The following is an 18095-nucleotide window of genomic DNA, read 5'->3' on the forward strand; positions in this document are numbered from 1 at the left end:
CGTGGAGGTGGCGCTCCGCGAGGTCCACGACAGCGATCTGCCGGTCTTCTTCCGGCAGATGAACGACCCGGCCGCGCTCCGCATGGCCGCGTTCACGGCGGAGGACCCCGCCGACCGGGACCGCTTCGACGCCCACTGGGCCCGCATTCGCTCCTCCTCCGACGTGCTCCGTACGGTCCTGGTGGACGGCGACGTCGTCGGGAGCGCGGCGGTGTACGGCGAACCGGGCGAGCGTGAGGTCACGTACTGGATCGACCGGGCCCACTGGGGCCGCGGCATCGCGACGGCGGCCCTGCGGGCCCTGCTCGCCGCCGTCCCCGAGCGCCCGCTGTACGCCCGCGCCGCAGCGGACAACACGGCGTCGCGCCGCGTTCTGGAGAAGTGCGGCTTCCGGGTGACCGCGCAGGCCAGAGGGTATGCGAACGCGCGCGGGGCGGAGACGGACGAAGTGGTTCTCACCCTGGACGGCTGAGCCGAGCTTCATGAAGGACGCATGAGAAATCAGGCCGGAAGGGAACGATTCGCTTCATCCCGCTCGTCTTTATGAGCGGGATGAACAAGACGATCAGGCGTACCGCCGTCTTCACTCTGCTGCTCGTGCTCTCCCTGCTGGTCAGGGCGACCTGGGTGCAGTTCTACGACGGCAAGGCGCTCGCGGAGAACAAACACAACCGGCGGAACGCGATCTCGCTGTACGCGAACCCGCTCGGGAACATCATCGTGGCCGGTGAAGCGATCACCGGTTCCGCGCAGACGAAGGGCAGCGACCTCAAGTACAAGCGCACATACACGGACGGCAGTCTGTACGCGGCGGTCACGGGCTACAGCTCACAGGTGTACGGGGCGACCCAGCTGGAGGGCATCTACCAGGACCTGCTCGACGGCACGGACACCCAGCTGAAGAACCCCCTCGACGCGCTCACCAACAAGCGCGCCGATCCGGGTGACGTGGTCACGACGATCGACCCGGATGTGCAGAAGGCGGCGTACCAGGCGCTCGGCAATAAAAAGGGCGCCGCCGTCGCGATCGACCCGAAGACCGGCAAGATCCTCGCGGTCGTCTCGACACCGTCGTACGACCCCTCGCAGCTGAGCACGGGCAACAACACGCTCTGGAAGTCGCTGACCAAGTCCTCGGACAAGCCGATGACGAACCGGGCGCTGCGCCAGCCGCTGCCCCCGGGGTCGACGTTCAAGCTGGTCGTCGCGGCGACGGCGCTGGAGGACGGGCTGTATGCGGACGTGGACGCGAAGACGGACAGCCCGAACCCGTACACGCTGCCCAACACGACCACCGACCTGAAGAACGAGAGTTCCTCCGCGCCGTGCAAGAACGCCTCGATCCGGGTCGCGCTCCAGTACTCGTGCAACAACGTCTTCGCGAAGATGGCCGTCGACCTGGGCCAGGACAAGGTCAAGGCGATGGCGGAGAAGTTCGGCTTCAACGACACGACGCAGGACGTGCCGGTACGGGCGTACCCCAGCGTGTATCCCTCGAACATGGACAAGCCGTCCACGGCCCTGACGGGCATCGGCCAGTACGACGTGACCGCGACCCCGCTCCAGATGGCCATGGTGTCGGCTGCCATAGCCAACGGCGGCAAGCTGGTCTCGCCGCACATGGTCTCGCAGACCAGTGACGCCGACGGCAATGTGCTGAAGAACTACGACGACGGCACGGAGACCAAGGAGATCGTCAGCTCGTCCACGGCCGAGCAGCTCCAGTCGGCGATGCAGACGGTCGTCGAGGACGGTACGGGCACGAACGCGCAGATCTCCGGCGCGACCGTCGGCGGCAAGACCGGTACGGCCCAGCACGGCGAGAACAACAGCAAGACGCCGTACGCCTGGTTCACGTCGTACGCGAAGTCCGACACGAACGGCAAGGAGGTCGCCGTCGCGGTCATGGTCGAGCAGTCCGACGCCGCCCGCTCGGAGGTCAGCGGCAACGGTCTCGCGGCCCCGGTGGCCAAGGCGATGATGCAGGCGGCTCTGAAGAACTGAGCGCCGCGGACATGACGGAAGGGCCGCCCTCGCACCGCTGGAGGACGGCCCTTCACGCATGCCGGGTCACTTCACGTTGAAGAGCTGCTCGATCGGGTCGATCGCGAAGTACACCAGGAACAGCGCGGACGCCCCCCACAGCAGCCAGTGGATCTCCTTCGCCTTACCCAGCACGGACTTGATCAGGACGTAGGCCAGGAACCCCGCCCCGATACCGTTGGTGATCGAGTACGTGAACGGCATCACGGCCATCGTCAGGAACGCGGGAATCGCGATCTCGTACTTGTCCCAGTCGATGTGCTTGACCTGGGTCATCATCAGGAAGCCGACCGCGACGAGAGCGGGCGCCGCGGCCTGCAGCGGGACGATCGTGAGCAGCGGGGTCAGGAAGAGCGCGAGGGCGAAGAGGCCGCCCGTGACCAGGTTCGAGAAGCCGGTGCGCGACCCCTCGCCGACGCCCGCCGCCGACTCGATGTAGGACGTCGAGGAGGAGGCCGAGGCCGCACCGCCGGCGACCGCCGCGGCGCCGTCGATGAGCAGCACGCGGCCGAGGTTGGGCACCTTGCCCTCCTCGTCGAGCAGGCCCGCCTCGGCGCTGATGCCGACGACCGTGCCCATGGTGTCGAAGAAGTCGGACAGGATCAGCGTGAAGACCAGCAGGACGACGGTGATCGCGCTGGTCTCGCCGAAGGCGCCGAACAGGCTGAAGTGACCGAGCAGTCCGAAGTCCGGTGAGGCCGTGATGCTGTCGGGGAGCTTCGGCGTGGTCAGGCCCCAGCTCTTGATGTCGGCGGCGGAGTTGATGATGATCGCCACGATCGTCATGGTGACGATGCTGATCAGGATCGCGCCCTTGACCTTGCGCGCGAGCAGCCCGATGGTGAGCAGCACGCCGAGACAGAAGACGAGAATCGGCCACCCGGCGAGCGCGCCCGTGCCGCCCAGCTGCACCGGCACCGTCGTGTTCGCGATGTCCGGGATGCGGGTGACGAACCCGGCGTCGACGAAGCCGATGAAGGCGATGAACAGGCCGATGCCGACACTGATCGCCTGCTTCAGCGGCTGCGGGATCGCGTGCATCACCGCTTCGCGTAGACCCGTCACCACCAACACGCAGATGAGCAGGCCCTCCAGGACGATCAGGCCCATCGCGTCGTCCCAGCTCATCAGCGGGGCGATCTGGAAGGCGACGACCGCGTTGAGGCCGAGGCCCGCGGCGAGCGCGAGCGGGAGGTTGCCGCCGACGCCCATGATGATCGTCATGACCGCGGCCACCAGGGCGGTGGCGGTGGTCAGTTGGACCGCGTCGAGCTGGTGGCCGAACTTGTCCTTGGCGCTGCCCAGGATGATCGGATTCAGGACAAGGATGTAGGCCATGGTGAAGAACGTGGCGAAGCCGCCGCGTATCTCCCGGCCGAAGGTGGAGCCCCGTTCGGAGATCTTGAAGAACCGGTCGACGCTGTTCGCCGCGGGAGGCGCGGCACTTGGCCGGTCGGTCACCTTCTGCGTTTCGGGCATGGCGTTACTCCTCGTTACCTGCGTGCTGGGTGTGCGGATGCTGGCTGGATTGTTCCCGCGTTGAACCTCTTTCAGGTTTTCTCCGTGTTACGGAATCGAGTTCGGCCCGCCATACGGCGTTCGAAGCCCTGTACGAGCGCTGGTACGCTCTCGCATCTCGCCCCACGGGGACACCATTCCTTCACGGGTGACACACGGGGCCGTATACGCACGCACCTGCACCGGTGCCGATAGCCGCAGCGAGGAGAGGTCGCCCGTGGGCACTGTCGTCGACGACGCAGCCTCCGTGGAGTTCCACGCCTTCTTCGAGCGGCACTATGCCGAACTCGCCCGCCTGGCCCACCTGTTGACCGGAGAGCCGGACGCCGCCGACGACTTGGCGGCCGACGCGCTGCTCGCGCTGTGGCACCGCTGGGACCGGGTGCGCGCGGCGGACCACCCGGCGGCGTACGCGCGCGGCGTGGTCGCCAATCTGGCCCGCACCCGGATCCGCAGCGCGGTGCGCGAGCGCAGACGGATCACGCTGTTCTGGTCGCAGCGCGAGGACAAGACCGAGAACCCCGACATACCGGGCAAGGTCGATGTCCAGGAGGCGCTGCGCAGACTGCCGTTCCGCAAGCGCGCATGTGTCGTACTGCGGCATGCTTTCGACCTCTCGGAGAAGGACACGGCCCTCGCCCTCGGCGTCTCGGTCGGTACGGTGAAGAGTCAGACGTCGAAGGGGATGGCCGAATTGAAGCGGCTCCTCGGCACCGACGAGGCCCCGATGCGGGTGCACGCGGGAGTGCTGCCCACGGATGGAGCCGGAGGAAGGGACCGATGAGGAAGGCGCAGGACGTGCACGACGAGCTGCGCGCCGGGCTGCGTGAGGCGGCCGAGGCGCACGAGCCCGACCGCGCGCGCATCCTGGCCCGGGTCGAGCGCGGCATGGCGGGCGCCGACGAGCGGCGGCCCATGCGCGCGGCGCGTCCGCCGCTGCTCGGCTGGGCCCGTGTCGTGGGCGCCACGGCCGCGGTCGCGAGCGTCCTCGCGGTGGGCGGCTACGCGGTCGCCTCGGCGGTCAAGGGCGACAACCCGCCGCAGCAGACCGTCGCGGTCTCACCGACGCCGGACCCGTCGCCGGACGCGACGAGCCGGGGGCCGGTCGCGCCGGACCCGACGCACCGTTCCGGTGCGTCGAAGCAGTCCGGGACGCCGAGTTCGTCCCCCTCGAACAGTCCGACGTCCAAGAACTCCGCGCCCTCCGGCACCCAGTCGCCCGCCGCGGGCGGCAACCAGAACGGCCCGCTGTGGTCCGACGGTTCGGTCGACCCGCACAGCAACGAGTTCTGGGCGCAGAGCAATGTGACCCTGAAGACGAGCAAGCAGCTCACCTCACTCACGGTCGAGTTGAGGATCAAGCAGACCGGCGGGGTCACCAACGCGGGCGCCTGGCGTTCGCTGTCCGAGGACGACTTCACGACGACGGTCGAGGAGAAGGACGGCTTCCTTCTCTACACGTGGGTACTCAAGCCGGACCACACGGTCTGGCCGGGCGAGTGGGTGTTCGCGGGCCAGTACGACCACGACCGCGGCGGCCGGGACGCGAAGGACGACAGCTACACGGTGACGGCCACCGCCACGGACGGCCGGCAGGCCACCGTGGCCGGTGACTTCGCGACGAACACCGCCGACGCCTCAGCGGCGGAAGGCGACTCGTAAAGAACTTCCGCAGACGCGGCAACCCTTTCCTCACCAGTGGCGACCAGGAGACACAACGATCTCCTCCCACTCAAGGAACTCGGTTCATGACTGCACGAGTTGAACAGCGTGTACGCCACCGTCGTCGGGTCAGCAAGCGGCGCGCGGTCATCGGTGGAACAGCCGCTCTCGGCCTCACCGCGGCGGCGCTCGTCACGACCTCGATGCTGGGCTCGGCGGGCGCGGCGACGGCTTGGCCGGAGCCCACCGGCAGCAAGGCCGTGTCGTCGACGATCGCGGTGTCGGGCACGTACGACGGCAAGCTGACGAAGTTCTACGGCAGCGGTGACCTGGGGACGGGCAGCCAGGACGAGGACCAGGGCCCCATCTTCGAGCTGGCCGACGGCGCCGTCCTCAAGAACGTCATCATCGGCACCCCCGCCGCGGACGGCGTCCACTGCCTGGGCAGCTGCACGCTGCAGAACGTGTGGTGGCTGGACGTCGGCGAGGACGCGGCCAGCTTCAAGGGCAAGTCGTCGTCCGCCGTGTACAAGGTCTACGGCGGCGGCGCCAAGGGCGCGGACGACAAGGTCCTCCAGTTCAACGGCGCGGGCAAGCTGGTGGTGAGCAAGTTCCAGGTCGAGAACTTCGGCAAGCTGGTGCGCTCCTGCGGCAACTGCAAGACGCAGTACAAGCGCACGATCATCATCAACGACGTGGACATCACCTCGCCCGGCAAGGCGATCGTCGGCATCAACTCCAACTACGGCGACACGGCCGCGCTGCGCAACATCCGGATCCACGGCGACAGCAGCAAGAAGATCAAGACCTGCGTCCGCTTCAAGGGCAACAACACCGGCGCGGAGCCCACCGAGCTGGGCACCGGCCCGGACGGCACGTCGTGCAACTTCACGGCCTCCGACATCAGCTACGAGTGACGGAGTCCCTTTGAGCACCCACGGGAAACGCCTCGCCCGCAGACGTGTGCTCGGGGCCTCGGCGATCGGCGTCGCCGCCACGGGCGTCGCCGTCGCCGCGGGCACCGGCCTCCTGTCGTCCGCCTCCGCCGCGACCTTCGGCTACACGGACGACGGCTCCCACTATGTGATCGACACCGGAGCCTCGCTGGTCTTCAAGATCTCCAAGTCCACCGGCGACATCACCTCGCTGGCCTACAAGGGCAAGGAGTACGAGGGCTACGGCGGCAAGCACTCGCACGTCGAGTCGGGCCTCGGCGCCTCCACCGTCACCCTCACCCACTCCGGGTCGACGATCCTGGTGAAGGTGGTGCACGGCGCGATCACCCAGTGGTACGCGGCCCGCAGCGGCCAGAACAGCGTCTACCTGTGGACGGACAAGGCGGACGCGTCCTTCACCGCGACCCGCTACATCGTCCGCCTCAAGGCCGGGGTCTTCCCCAACGAGGGCTCGGACTCCTGGATCGAGGCCTCGGACACGGTCATCGAGGCGGGTGACGTCTGGAAGCGCTCGGACGGCACGACGCACTCCAAGCACTACTCGGGCAAGCGCACGATCGACTACGACTACATCGGCTTCACCACCGGTTCGGCCGCCCTGTGGCTGGTGCGCTCCAACCACGAGAAGGCCTCCGGCGGCCCGTTCTACCGCTCGCTGCTGCGCCATTCGAACGACCTCGGGGCCGGGCTGTACGAGATCCTGCACTACAACGAGGCCCAGACGGAGGCCGAGCGCTTCGGGCTCCAGGGCCCGTACGTGCTGAACTTCACCGACGGTGGTGCGCCTTCCTCGACGCTGTTCCACGCGAACCTGGACACCTCGTGGGTGGACGGGCTCGGCATCACCGGCTGGGTGGGCAAAGCGGGCCGCGGCAAGGTGGCGGGCGTCGGCCTCAAGGGCATGGACGCGGCGTACGCGTACACGGTCGGCTTCGCCAACTCCGATGCCCGGTACTGGTCGAAGGCCGCCTCCGGCACCGGCGCCTTCTCCTGCCCGGGGATGCTTCCGGGGACGTACACGCTGACCGTCTACAAGGGCGAACTCGCCGTGCAGACGGCCGAGGTGAAGGTGACGGCCGGCGCGACGACCTCACTGCACACGATCACCCTCACCGGCGATCCGTCCGCCGCGCGGACCGTCTGGCGGCTCGGTGACTGGGACGGCACGCCCGGCGAGTTCAAGAACGCCCGGCTGCTGACGTACGCGCACCCGTCCGACACCCGCGCCTCGAAGTGGACCGGGAACGTCACCATCGGCAGCGGCAGCGAGGCCGCGTCCTTCCCGGCGTACATCTGGAAGGACGTCAACGACGGCATCCTCGTCTACTTCAAGCTGACCGCGGCGCAGGCCGCCGCCGCGCACACCCTGCGCGTCGGCGTGACGGACGCGTACATCAACGGCCGTCCGCGTGTGACGGTCAACGACTGGGTGTCGGCCATCCCCTCCGCGCCCACGCAGCCCTCGACGCGCTCGCTCACCACGGGTTCGTACCGGGGAAACAACCACACGTTCACCTTCAACGTCCCTTCCAGTGCGTGGAAGACGGACACCAGTCAGTACAACGTGCTGAAACTGAACGTGGTCAGCGGCTCGACGGGCTCGGCGTTCCTGAGCCCCGGCACGTCGTTCGACTGCCTGGATCTGCTGGCCTGAGCCCCCCTCGGCCAGTCAGAGGAACGCCCCCGCCGGTGACGACCGGCGGGGGCGTTCGCCCTTGTGACGTAGGTCAGTTCATCGTCGAGCCGATGGTGGTGGAGCCCGTCGTCAGGAACGTCGTCGAGGGCAGCATGCCGCTCGACGAGCGGGAGCCGTACGCGGTTGTCGCGTCGGTCGATTTGAAGGACGGCGTCGAGATGCCGCTGTCCCAGTTGTTGGCCGCGGAGACCGTGGACGAGCCGAGCTTGTCCAGGCCGCCCTTGTTGCTGACGGCGAGGTTCCGGGCGAGCCGCGCCTTGCCGGTGGCGGAGTAGAAGCCGGCCTCGGTGTTGGCGTAGGCGGTGTTGCGGTTGAGGATGATGGCGCCCGTGTTGGAGTTCTCGGTGAAGCCGTTCAGGGTGTTGTCCCAGGCCGCGTTGTTGTTCACGACGTGCGCGACCGTGACGCCTCCGCCGCCCAGCTTGAAACCGTTGCCGTTGCCCTCGAAGGCCGAGTCGTTCCAGCGGTTCTTGCCGTTGCCGTAGGACCAGGAGTGCTCGATGGTGACCGGCGAGGAGAACTGCCACAGGTCGAGGCCGTCGTCCGAATTGTTGTACAGGCGCGCTCCGGTGACCTTGTTGCCGGTGCCGGAGCCGAACTTGATGGCGATGCCGTCGGCGTTCTGCCCATGGCCCGCGGCGTCGTAGTTGCCGTAACTGTCCAGGTTCTGCACGAGGTTGTCGGTCGTGCCGTCGCCGCGCAGGGTGAAGCCGGAGTCGCCGTTCTTCGCGGTGACCAGGTTCTTGAAGATGCCGCCGACGGACGAGGTGACGACGAAGCCCTGGGCGGGCGAGTTCTGCCAGGTGATGTTCTGGACGGTCCAGAAATCGCCGTAGATCCCGGCCAGCCAGGAGCCGGCAGCGAGCTTGGAACCGTCGATCTTCACCGTTTCGCTGCCGTACGCGGCGAGCGTGATCCGCGACGAACTGGTGCCGTTCGCCGTGGACTTGAGGGTGGACGTCGGGTAGTACGTCCCACCGCGCACCTGGATGGTGGTACCGGCGGCGGCATTGGCGACGGCCGACTCCAGCTGGGCGGTGGTGGAGACGGTGACCGTCGTGGCGGCGGCCTGCGCTTCTCCGTTGTCCGACAGGCCGAAGTAGACGCCGCCCGCCCCCGCGGCGACGGCCACCGCGGCGGCGATCGAGAGCGTACGGGTTCGGCGGTGGCGTCCGGTGCTCTGACGCACGGGGCGGTTCCTTTCCTAGGGAATGGGGCTGCGAAGCGGGCCGGAGGGGCCGCCCCGGCCCGCTTCTGATCCCTGGTCGCCGCCACGGCCGAGAAGGTTGCCAAGGTCCATACGAAAGCGATCGAAATTTTTCGGCCTCCCCTGCCCCGTCCACATCAATTGACGCACCGTTCCCAACTGGTAACACTCCGAGGGCAGTTCATCCCACAGAATCCACCAGACTCCCCCAGGATGTGTCATGCGACGCCGCACCGCCCGCACGCTCCTGATCCCCTTGTTCGCCCTTCTGCTGGGCCTGCTCGCCGCACCCCCCAGCCCCGCATACTCCGGAGCACCGCCCGTGACACACCAGAAGTACGCCGGCTATCTCTTCGCCTACTTCACCGGCGAGGGCACCGCCGACGGCGAGCAGATCCGCTACGCCCTCAGTCGCGGCGACGACCCGCTGCACTGGCGGGAACTGAATGCCGGCCAGCCCGTCCTCACCTCCGACCTCGGCGAGAAGGGCCTGCGCGATCCGTTCGTGATCCGCTCCCCCGAGGGCGACAAGTTCTATCTGATCGCCACCGACCTGAAGATGTACAAGAACAGCAGCGGCAGCTGGGACGACGTCCAGCGGCACGGCAGCAAGTCCATCATGATCTGGGAGTCCACCGACCTGGTCCACTGGACCGACCAGCGACTGGTGAAGATCGCCCCGGACAACGCGGGCAACACCTGGGCGCCTGAGGCCTATTGGGACGACACGCTCGGCGAGTACGTCGTCTTCTGGGCCTCCAAGCTGTACGCCGACGACGATCCCGAGCACACCGGATCGACGTACAACAAGATGCTGTACGCCACCACGAAGGACTTCCGCACCTTCAGCGAGCCGCAGGTCTGGGACGACCCCGGTTACTCGGTGATCGACTCAACGGTCATCAAGAACAAGGGCAGTTACTACCGCTTCACCAAGGACGAACGGAACCCGTCGTCCGACTCGCCCTGCTCGAAGTTCATCACCGCGGAGAAGTCGACGACGCTCACCGACACGTCGTACGACTTCGTCTCCGACTGCGTCGGCAGCGGCTCGATCGACCGCGGCGAAGGCCCGACGGTCTTCAAGTCCAACACCGAGAACAAGTGGTACCTCTTCATCGACGAGTACGGCGGCCGCGGCTACGTCCCCTTCGAGACCACCGACCTCGACTCGGGCAAGTGGACCATGTCCACGAACTACCAGCTGCCCGCGAGCCCGCGGCACGGCACGGTGATGCCGGTGACGCAGGCCGAGTACGACCGGCTGCTCGCCGCGTATCCGGTCAGCCCCACCTCGGTCGTGGACGCCACCGCCGCCCACCAGCAGGGCTACGCGGTCGTCACCGAGTCCGCCTCGAAGGTCGTGCTGCCGATGAAGCCGGACGCCGACCTCGCGAAGCTGGCCCCGCGGCTGACGGTAGGCGAGGGCGCGACGGTCACCCCCGCCTCCGGGACGCGCCGCGACTTCCGCAAGCCGCGGGAGTACACCGTGACGGCGGCGGACGGAACGACGCGGACGTGGACGGTCGAGGCGGTGCCCACGCGAAGTCCGCTGCTCCCCGGTCTCAATGCCGACCCGGACATCCAGTACCTGGACGGCCGTTACTGGATCTATCCGACGACGGACGGCTACGCGGGCTGGAGCGGGACGAGCTTCAAGGCGTACTCGTCGAAGGACCTGGTGCACTGGAAGGACCACGGAGTCATCCTCGACCTGGGTCCTGATGTGTCCTGGGCGGACAAGAACGCCTGGGCGCCCGCGATCGCCGAACGCGACGGAAAGTACTACTTCTACTTCTGCGCGGAGCAGCAGATCGGCGTGGCCGTCGCGGACTCCCCGGCAGGCCCCTTCAAGGACGCGCTGGGCAAACCCCTGATCGCCAAGGGGCAGTTCACGGGCCAGATGATCGACCCGGCGGTGTTCACGGACGACGACGGCCAGTCGTATCTCTACTGGGGCAACGGGCACGGATACGTCGTGCCGCTGAACGACGACATGGTGTCGTTCGACGCGGCGCGGGTGAAGGACATCACCCAGGCGGACTTCCGTGAGGGGTCCTTCGTGGTCAAGCGGCAGGGCACGTACTACTTCATGTGGTCCGAGGACGACACCCGCAGCGAGAACTACCACGTGGCCTACGCGACGGGACCGTCCCCGCTCGGTCCGTGGACCAAGCGGGGCACGATCCTGTCCAAGCGCCCGGAGTACGGCATCAAGGGCACCGGTCACCACTCGGTGGTGAACGTCCCCGGCACGGACGACTGGTACATCGTCTATCACCGGTTCGCCCTGAACGGCCCCGGGAAGCCGGGCGGGGACGGCACGCACCGGGAGACCACCGTCGACCGCCTCGAATTCGCGGCCGACGAAACGATCAAGCCGGTGCTGCCGACCCTGGAGTCGATCCGCCCCGTACGGACCGACCGTTCCTGAAGGGGCTCAGCCGACGTAGTACGTCGGGTTCGGGAGCTTGTACGTCCTGTCGGCGTAGCCCCCGTCGAGGTCGGAGTACTGGTCGCCGAAGTTGGCGATGACGTCGTACCCGAGGGACTCGATGTGCTTGCGGGTGCCGGACTTGTACTGCACGGTCGTGCAGGTCCAGGTACCGGCGGTGGCGCAGTCGCTCAGGTACCCCGGCGGGTTGGCCGTGTCCTTGAGGAACATGTGGTCGGCGTCGAGGTTGATGTCGGCGCCGACCTTCTTCAGGTTCGCGACCGCGGAGACGCGCTGCGACTCCTTCAGACCCGAGTTGTAGAAGACCTCGACGCCCTTGGACTCGGCGTACGCGACGAGTTGGGGGGTGCCGAAGACGGCCGGACGGTCGGCCTTGGCCACGTAATCGGCCCAAGAGGTCGAGTTGTAGACGTAGTTGGTCTTCTTCTCGTAGTCGAGGGAGAGCAGCAGCGTGTCGTCGATGTCGAAGACGACCGCGGGCTTCTCGCCCTTGTGGTGGGCCTTGCGCGCCGCCTTGTCTATGTACTTCTCGGCGTCGGCCTCGAGGCTCGCCAGGTCCTTGGCGTACGGGCTGTCCGAGGAGGCCTGGTAGACGCCGTTGCTGTCGAGCTTGGCGCCGTAGTAGGTGTTGATCTCCGTGACCAGAAGCCCGATGTTGTGGGGCTCCGTAGTGCTGTTCGCCGTCGACGGGTCGGCGGTGGCCACGCCGGTGCTGTACAGGGCAGCACCGGCGACGGCACAAGCGGCAGTGATGGCTGCCGCTCTGAGGGACTTCCGCATGGATTCTCCGGATCTGGGTGTGTTGGATTCCGCACCAGGTCACGCACTGTCTACGCGCATCACGCACACCGCGCGAGAGCCTTTATCCGATCGATACCTCACCCACAGGAAATTCCCCTCATCCCAACTGGTGGCATGAAGGGAAGAGTTGGCCGGGGGTGGACGGCTGGGGAAACATCGGCGGCTTCTTCCCGGCCGGAGCGCCGGTGACTGCGGAAGCGGGCCGGACCTCCGGCCCGCTTCTCTCCTTCTCGCTCCCCGGGCGGGATCAGTTCATCGTGGCGCCGATGGTGCTGCTGCCCGTCGTCAGGAAGGTGGTCGCGGGCAGCGAGCCGTCGGACTGGCGGGAGTTGTACGTGGTCGTCGCGTCCGTGGAGACGAAGGACGGGGTGGAGATGCCGGAGTCCCAGTTGTTGCCGGCCGACGTCACCGAGGAGCCCTTGGAGACGGCCGCGCTGCCGTTGCTGACGGCGAGGTTCTTGCCGAGCTTCGCCGAGCTGGTGGCGAAGTAGTAGCCGTACTTGCCGTTGGCGTACGCGGTGGTGCGGTTGATGACGATCGCGCCGGTGTTGCTGTTCTCGGTGAAGCCATTGCCCGCGTCGTCCCAGGCGGCGGAGTTGTTGACGACATGCGCGACGACCTCGCCGTCGCCGCCCAGCTTGTAGCCGTTGCCGTCGCCCGCGAAGGCCGTGTCCGACCAGCGGTTCTTGCCGTTGCCGAAGGACCAGGTGTGCTCGACGGTGACGGGCGAGGAGAAGGACCAGAAGTCGATCCCGTCGTCCGAATTGTTGTACAGGCGGGCGCCGGTGATCAGATTGCCGGTGCCGGAGCCGAACTTCACGGCCACGCCGTCCGCGTTCTCGCCATGGTTGGCGGGGTCGTAATTGCCGTACGAGTCGATGTTCTTGACCGTGTTGTTGACGGTGCCGTCACCCGTGAGCGTGAAGCCGGAGTCGCCGCCGTTGATGGTCTTGATGTTGTTCCAGTTCGTGCCGGTGCAGGACTGGCAGACGACGGCGCTGTCCGGGGAGTTCTGGAAGGTGATGTTGGAGACGTTCCAGTAGTCGGCGGTCAGCTTGAAGATCCAGTCGCCGTCGGGCAGCGACGAACCGTCGATCTTCACCGTCTCCGAGCCGTACGCCTGGAGGGTGACGGGGCTCGACGAGGTGCCGTTGGCCGTCGACTGGAGCGTGGCCGGCGGGTAGTACGTGCCGCCGCGCACCTGGATGACGGTGCCCGCGGACGCGCCGGCGATCGCGCTGGTCAGCTCGGCGGTGGTGGAGACGACGACGGTCGCGGCATGGGCCTGGGTGGGGAGTGCGGCGAGGCCGGCGCCCAGCGCCAGGGCGGCGCCGAGCGTGCGGGCGGTACGACGAGACATGGAGTGCGGTCCTTTCGTCGATTCCTGCGGGGATGTGCCGGGGAACTCCGGTGCCGGAGGTTTCCGGTGCCGGAGGTTGCCGGTGGTTCAGGGACGCCAGTCGCCGAGGTACGTGGCACGGGTGTGCGCCTCGGCCTCCGCGTCCGTGAGCTGGGGACGGTTCTCCGGCACGGTGATCTCCGCGCCGGAGCCGGTGTTGCGGTACTCGCGAAAGCGCATGGACTGCCACGGGTAGGCCTCGCGCATGTTGATGTACGGCGCGACCGCGTCGATACCGGGGCCGAGTTCCGTCTCCCGTACGACGAGCGAGGGCCAGGCAGTCGTCTCGTACGACGGCACCCACGGCCGCGCGATCTTGTACGCGGCGTCCTCGGCGCCGGAGGTGACCCGGCTGTGCACCGCGAGGAACCCGTACGGATTCGCGCGGGCGGTGGACGGCGCGAAGACCATCCCCTCGGGCTTGAACGTGACGTCCCGGTCGAGGGTGTGGAAGTGACAGCGTTCGAAGACGGCGGTGGCCCGCCCGAAGACGAAGTCGACGTCGCCCTCGATGTAGCAGTCGCGGTAGTACTGCCGGTCGAAGGCGGTGAGCGCCGTGGTGTCCGCGAACAGGGTGTCCTGGTGCGCCAGCAGGCGTACCCGCGAGACGTGCGAGCGGTCTCCGGTGATGTACGCGGCGACCGCCTGCGTCCCGGTGATCTCCGGGTGGTCCGCGCGCAGCCAGTCGTTCGCGATCGTCAGGCCGCGTACGGTCAGACCGGGCGCCGCCGACGTGAAGGTGGCGGAGCCCGCGGTGCCGTACGTTCCGGAACCGTCCGGTTTCTGCGTCCCGTTGGCGTTGTCGTACACGAGGACGGCGTCACGCGGATCGTGGGAGGCGCCACGCAGCGTCAAGTCCGCGTTCTCCGCAGGGATGTTGACGACTTCGCGGTACGTGCCCGGATGGACGACGATGGTCCAGCCGGGTCCCTCCACCGCGTCCACGGCGGCCTGGACGGAGTCGCCGGGGCGGACGTGCAGGACCCGGCGTCCGCCCGCGAAGGCAGGAGTCGCGCCGAGAGCCGTCAGCGCCCCGGCCGCGAGAAAGGCACGTCGGCGCATCTCAGCACCCCTTCCACGGGGTCCAGTCGCCGAGGTACACCTCGCGGGTCGCCGACTCAGCTTCTTCCTCGGTGAGTTGGGGCCGGTTCTCCGGGACGCTGATCACGGCGCCCGGACCGGTGTTGCGGTACTCGGCGAACCGCTGGCTCTGCCACGGGTAGCTGTCCGACATGTTGGTATAGGGCGCGCCCGCGTCGGTCCCGGCGTCGAGGCGGGTGTCGCGGACGGTCAGCATCGGCCGGGCGGTGGTGTCCGAGCCGGGCACCCAGGGGCGGGCCAGCTTGTAGTACGCGTCCGGGGCCTCGCTGGTGACACGGCTCCGGGTGACCAGGTATCCGCGCGGGTTGGCGAGGGCGGTGGACGGCGCGAAGACGAAGCCGTACGGGGCGGCGGCCAGGTCCGTGCGGTTCAGGGTGTGGAAGTGGCAGTGCTCGTACACCGCCGTCGCCCGGCCGAAGACGAAGTCGACGTCGCCCTCGATGTAGCAGTCGCGGTAGTACTGGCGGGCGAAGGTGCCGAGCGCGATCGAGTCGGCGTACAGCGTGTCCTGGTGCCCGAGAAAGCGGCAGTGCTCGAAGGCCGAGCGGTCGCCCTGGACCTTGATGGCGACGGCCTGGGTGCCGGTGATCTCGGGGTGGTCGGCGCGCAGCCAGTCATTGGCGAAGGTGATCCAGCGGGCCGTGAAGCCGTCGGTGCGCACGGTGGTGGTGGCCGACCCCGTGGTGCCGTACGTGCCCGAACCGTCCGGTTTCTGCTTGCCGTTGGCGTTGTCGTACACGACGACGACATCGCGCGGATCCTCGGAGGCGCCGATCCAGGTCAGCTCGGTCCCCGCGACGCCGGGCAGCCCCGTCGCCGGGTCGGTCACCCCGACGGAGACCGTCTCGCGGTACACACCGGGCGCGATGACCAGCGTGTATCCCGCACCGGTCGCGGCGTTCACCGCGGCCTGGACGGTGGTGTGGTCGCCGAGGCCGCCGGGGTGGACGTACAGGGTCTGCTCGGTGAGGCGCGCGGACGGCGAACCGTAGCGTCCGAAGACGGAGCGCTGTGTGGCGCGGGCGGGGGCCGCGAGCCCCAGAGCCAGCGCGGCTCCGGTGCTCGCGACGATGAACGCCCTTCTGCTGAGCGGGAGTTCGGCCATGGTCAGCAGATCTTTCCGGCGCCGGCGCGGTGGTCGACGATGCCCGGAACCGCCTTCGGCGAGTCGACCTTCGTCCGCAGGGTGGGCGTCCACCCGGCACCGGACTGGAGCGTCTCGGCCGGGACCTCCGCGTTGTGCACGGCGATGAGATCGGTCAGCGAGCCGTTGACGTAGTTGTCGTCGGCGGTGACCGGCGCCTCCTTCCACTTCTTCAGGACGGTGGCCGCGCCGGTCCCGTCCGGCAGTGTGAACGCGTTGTGCTCGGCGACGAGTTGGGACTCCATGCCGATGCCGAAGCTGTAGGAGTACGTGGAGTCGGCCACGAAGTGGTTGTTGTACGAGTCGACCTGGCCGAAGCGGACGCGGGGCGCGCGCTCCACGAGGCCCGAGAACAGGTTGTGGTGGAAGGTGACCTTCAGGTGCCCCCGGTCGACCGCGGCGGTGGACGCGCTGTCGCTGTTGCCGATCAGGATCGTCTTGTCGTGGTCGGCGAACACGTTCCAGGAGGCGGTCACGTAGTCCGCGCCCTTGACGACGTCCAGCTCGCCGTCGTGCTGCTCGAAGAGGCGTCCGAAGTACGTCGGCAGCGTGCTGTCGGGATGGTCGCCGTCGGTGAACGTGTTGTGGTCCAGCCAGACGTGCGTGGACCCGTACACGACCGCGCTGTCGTACTCGGAGTTCCAGTTCCCGGTGTCGCCGTCGGTCGGGTCCCACTGCGGGAAGCAGTCGAGGGGGCTCTCGAAGGCGAGGTTGCGGACGATGACGTTGTCGACGGCCTTGATCTGGAGGCTCGCGCCCTTGAAGCCCGCGTCCTTGCCGATGCCGACGATGGTGGTGTTGGCGGGCACGTTCGCCTTGATGGCCGTGTCCTGGACGGCGGCGGAGGCACGGCGCAGACCCTCGGGGCTGTCGTCCGGCTCGGCGTCCAGGTTCGTGTCGTACCCCCAGTTCTCCGGCGAGTACTTCGCCAGGTAGGCGTCGAAGTCGTAGCCGTCGACGGCGAAGGAGTCGCAGCCCTCGGCGTTGGCGTCGATCGTGCCCTTGACCTTGATGATCTTCGGCGCGGTGCCGCCGTCCTTCAGGGCCGCCTTGAACTCGTCCCAGGTGGTGACGGTGTAGACGTGCGCGGCGTCGGCGGCCGAACCGCCGGTGGTGCCGGTGCCGTCGGAGGCCCAGCCGTCACCGGCGGCCAGGGTCTCTCGGCCGAGGTCGCGGCTCTGCGCCTGCGCCGTGGTGCCCGTGACGGCGAGGACCAGGGCGGTGCAGCCGACCAGCGCGAGTGCTGTGACGTGTCCATGCCACTTCTGTCCGTTCATTGTGCGGCTCGCTTTCTGAGGAAGGGGTTACGCGGTGGCTTCCGGCCAGGTGATCCAGGACTCGGGGATCTGCTCGTCGAGACGGCGTACGTCCCGGGGCGTGATCACCCGGCGGCGCAACAGCCCAGCGGCGACGAGACGGGCCACGGCGATCGCACCGGGCGGGTTGAAATGCGTGTTGTCCTGCTCGGTCTCGGTCCAGTTGAAGTACTTCTTCGTCTCCTCGACACCGAGCTGCTGCCACAGGGCGAGCGACAGCGCCTGGATGTCGAGCAACGCGACATGCTCGTCCTCGGCGAGGGCGCGCATCGACGCCGGGTAGTCGCCATGGGTCGCCACGGCGTTGCCGTCCGCGTCGAACTTCCTGCGCTCCACGGAGGTGGCGAGCACGGGCCGCGCGCCACGGCCCCGAGCCCCGTCGATGTACTGACGGAGATAGTCCTGGTACGTCGTCCACGGCTCGGTGTGGCGGAGGGGGTCGGCACTCTTCTCGTCGTTGTGCCCGAACTGAATGAGCAGGAAGTCGCCGGGCCGGATCGCTTCGAGGATGACGTCCAGCAGCCCCTCATCGATGAAGCTCTTCGAACTACGCCCGTTCACCGCATGGTTGGCGACCGGCAGATCCTTGTGGAGGAAGAAGGGCAGCGCCATCCCCCAGCCGGTCTCGGGAGCGGCATCGGCGTACTTCTGAGCGGCGGTGGAGTCACCGGCGATGTAGAGGGTGCGGTGCCTTCTGGCGGAGGGCGCCGCGAACGCGGGGGACGACGCGGCAACGGCGAGGGGTAAGGCGGCGAGCGCCGCGGTGGTGACCTGTCTGCGGGTAAGGGACACGGGGC

At 67.9% G+C, this 18095-nt stretch carries 15 protein-coding genes; 7 read left to right on the forward strand and 8 right to left on the reverse strand.

The annotated features are described in order from the left end of the window. Position 1 precedes the first annotated feature (1 nt). Both ACZ4WS_RS28450 and ACZ4WS_RS28455 read left to right on the forward strand, forming a co-directional pair. Entirely contained in the window at positions 2-472 is a 471-nt protein-coding gene (locus tag ACZ4WS_RS28450; RefSeq protein ID WP_467984735.1) for a GNAT family N-acetyltransferase, read from the forward strand. A gap of 80 nt (positions 473-552) precedes the next feature. Continuing rightward, positions 553-2004, forward strand: coding sequence for a peptidoglycan D,D-transpeptidase FtsI family protein (locus ACZ4WS_RS28455; protein WP_467984737.1), 1452 nt, complete (start codon positions 553-555; stop codon positions 2002-2004). A gap of 66 nt (positions 2005-2070) precedes the next feature. On the opposite strand, the gene ACZ4WS_RS28460 is transcribed toward ACZ4WS_RS28455, so the two are convergent. Next, the gene (locus ACZ4WS_RS28460) at positions 2071-3522 is read right to left on the reverse strand and encodes an NCS2 family permease (protein ID WP_467984739.1); all 1452 of its coding nucleotides are present in this window, start codon (positions 3520-3522) and stop codon (positions 2071-2073) included. 256 nt (positions 3523-3778) lie between these two features. On the opposite strand from ACZ4WS_RS28460, the gene ACZ4WS_RS28465 reads away from it, so the two are divergent. The 4 genes from ACZ4WS_RS28465 (at position 3779) to ACZ4WS_RS28480 (ending at position 7833) form a co-directional block, all read left to right on the forward strand. Continuing rightward, the gene (locus ACZ4WS_RS28465) at positions 3779-4345 is read left to right on the forward strand and encodes a SigE family RNA polymerase sigma factor (RefSeq protein WP_467984741.1); all 567 of its coding nucleotides are present in this window, start codon (positions 3779-3781) and stop codon (positions 4343-4345) included. Continuing rightward, positions 4342-5223 (forward strand): hypothetical protein, encoded by an 882-nt coding sequence (locus tag ACZ4WS_RS28470; protein ID WP_467984743.1) that lies wholly within the window; start codon positions 4342-4344, stop codon positions 5221-5223. The genes ACZ4WS_RS28465 and ACZ4WS_RS28470 overlap by 4 nt, the downstream gene beginning before the upstream one ends. Positions 5224-5309: 86 nt before the next feature. After that, entirely contained in the window at positions 5310-6140 is an 831-nt protein-coding gene (locus tag ACZ4WS_RS28475; RefSeq protein ID WP_467984745.1) for a pectate lyase, read from the forward strand. Between the two features lie 10 nt (positions 6141-6150). Beyond that, positions 6151-7833, forward strand: a complete 1683-nt coding sequence (locus tag ACZ4WS_RS28480; RefSeq protein ID WP_467984747.1) for a rhamnogalacturonan lyase B N-terminal domain-containing protein — start codon at positions 6151-6153, stop codon at positions 7831-7833. 73 nt (positions 7834-7906) lie between these two features. Here ACZ4WS_RS28480 and ACZ4WS_RS28485 read toward each other — a convergent pair whose 3' ends face one another. Next, positions 7907-9064 (reverse strand): right-handed parallel beta-helix repeat-containing protein, encoded by a 1158-nt coding sequence (locus ACZ4WS_RS28485; protein WP_467984749.1) that lies wholly within the window; start codon positions 9062-9064, stop codon positions 7907-7909. A gap of 238 nt (positions 9065-9302) precedes the next feature. Between ACZ4WS_RS28485 and ACZ4WS_RS28490 the strand changes: the two genes are divergently transcribed. Then, a complete protein-coding gene (locus tag ACZ4WS_RS28490; RefSeq protein ID WP_467984751.1) occupies positions 9303-11516 on the forward strand; it encodes a glycoside hydrolase family 43 protein in 2214 nt (737 codons plus the stop codon). Positions 11517-11522: 6 nt separating this feature from the next. Here the strand turns inward: ACZ4WS_RS28490 and ACZ4WS_RS28495 are convergent, their stop codons facing one another. From ACZ4WS_RS28495 to ACZ4WS_RS28520, 6 genes are all read right to left on the reverse strand, one after another. Next, complete coding sequence (locus ACZ4WS_RS28495; protein ID WP_467984753.1) at positions 11523-12317, reverse strand: HAD family acid phosphatase; 795 nt, start codon at positions 12315-12317, stop codon at positions 11523-11525. A 268-nt stretch (positions 12318-12585) separates the two neighbouring features. Next, complete coding sequence (locus tag ACZ4WS_RS28500) at positions 12586-13698, reverse strand: right-handed parallel beta-helix repeat-containing protein (RefSeq protein WP_467984755.1); 1113 nt, start codon at positions 13696-13698, stop codon at positions 12586-12588. A gap of 87 nt (positions 13699-13785) precedes the next feature. After that, on the reverse strand, positions 13786-14799 hold the full coding sequence (locus ACZ4WS_RS28505) for a pectinesterase family protein (RefSeq protein ID WP_467984757.1): 1014 nt from the start codon (positions 14797-14799) through the stop codon (positions 13786-13788). 1 nt (position 14800) lies between these two features. After that, positions 14801-15943 (reverse strand): pectinesterase family protein, encoded by a 1143-nt coding sequence (locus tag ACZ4WS_RS28510; protein WP_467984759.1) that lies wholly within the window; start codon positions 15941-15943, stop codon positions 14801-14803. Between the two features lie 2 nt (positions 15944-15945). Then, positions 15946-17259 carry a pectate lyase family protein gene (locus ACZ4WS_RS28515; RefSeq protein WP_467984761.1) on the reverse strand — a complete coding sequence of 438 codons (1314 nt, stop codon included), beginning with the start codon at positions 17257-17259 and terminating at the stop codon, positions 15946-15948. A 27-nt stretch (positions 17260-17286) separates the two neighbouring features. After that, entirely contained in the window at positions 17287-18090 is an 804-nt protein-coding gene (locus tag ACZ4WS_RS28520) for a rhamnogalacturonan acetylesterase (RefSeq protein WP_467984763.1), read from the reverse strand. Positions 18091-18095 lie beyond the last annotated feature (5 nt).

The organism is Streptomyces sp. NPDC029292 (genome assembly GCF_055569295.1).

Excerpts from the sequence above, each read along its gene's own strand:
- ACZ4WS_RS28455 (WP_467984737.1), top strand. The coding sequence starts at position 553 with ATGAACAAGACGATCAGGCGTACCGCCGTCTTCACTCTGCTGCTCGTG.
- ACZ4WS_RS28460 (WP_467984739.1), bottom strand. The coding sequence starts at position 3,522 with ATGCCCGAAACGCAGAAGGTGACCGACCGGCCAAGTGCCGCGCCTCCC.
- ACZ4WS_RS28470 (WP_467984743.1), top strand. The coding sequence starts at position 4,342 with ATGAGGAAGGCGCAGGACGTGCACGACGAGCTGCGCGCCGGGCTGCGT.
- ACZ4WS_RS28475 (WP_467984745.1), top strand. The coding sequence starts at position 5,310 with ATGACTGCACGAGTTGAACAGCGTGTACGCCACCGTCGTCGGGTCAGC.
- ACZ4WS_RS28490 (WP_467984751.1), top strand. The coding sequence starts at position 9,303 with ATGCGACGCCGCACCGCCCGCACGCTCCTGATCCCCTTGTTCGCCCTT.
- ACZ4WS_RS28495 (WP_467984753.1), bottom strand. The coding sequence starts at position 12,317 with ATGCGGAAGTCCCTCAGAGCGGCAGCCATCACTGCCGCTTGTGCCGTC.
- ACZ4WS_RS28500 (WP_467984755.1), bottom strand. The coding sequence starts at position 13,698 with ATGTCTCGTCGTACCGCCCGCACGCTCGGCGCCGCCCTGGCGCTGGGC.
- ACZ4WS_RS28505 (WP_467984757.1), bottom strand. The coding sequence starts at position 14,799 with ATGCGCCGACGTGCCTTTCTCGCGGCCGGGGCGCTGACGGCTCTCGGC.
- ACZ4WS_RS28510 (WP_467984759.1), bottom strand. The coding sequence starts at position 15,943 with ATGGCCGAACTCCCGCTCAGCAGAAGGGCGTTCATCGTCGCGAGCACC.
- ACZ4WS_RS28515 (WP_467984761.1), bottom strand. The coding sequence starts at position 17,259 with ATGAACGGACAGAAGTGGCATGGACACGTCACAGCACTCGCGCTGGTC.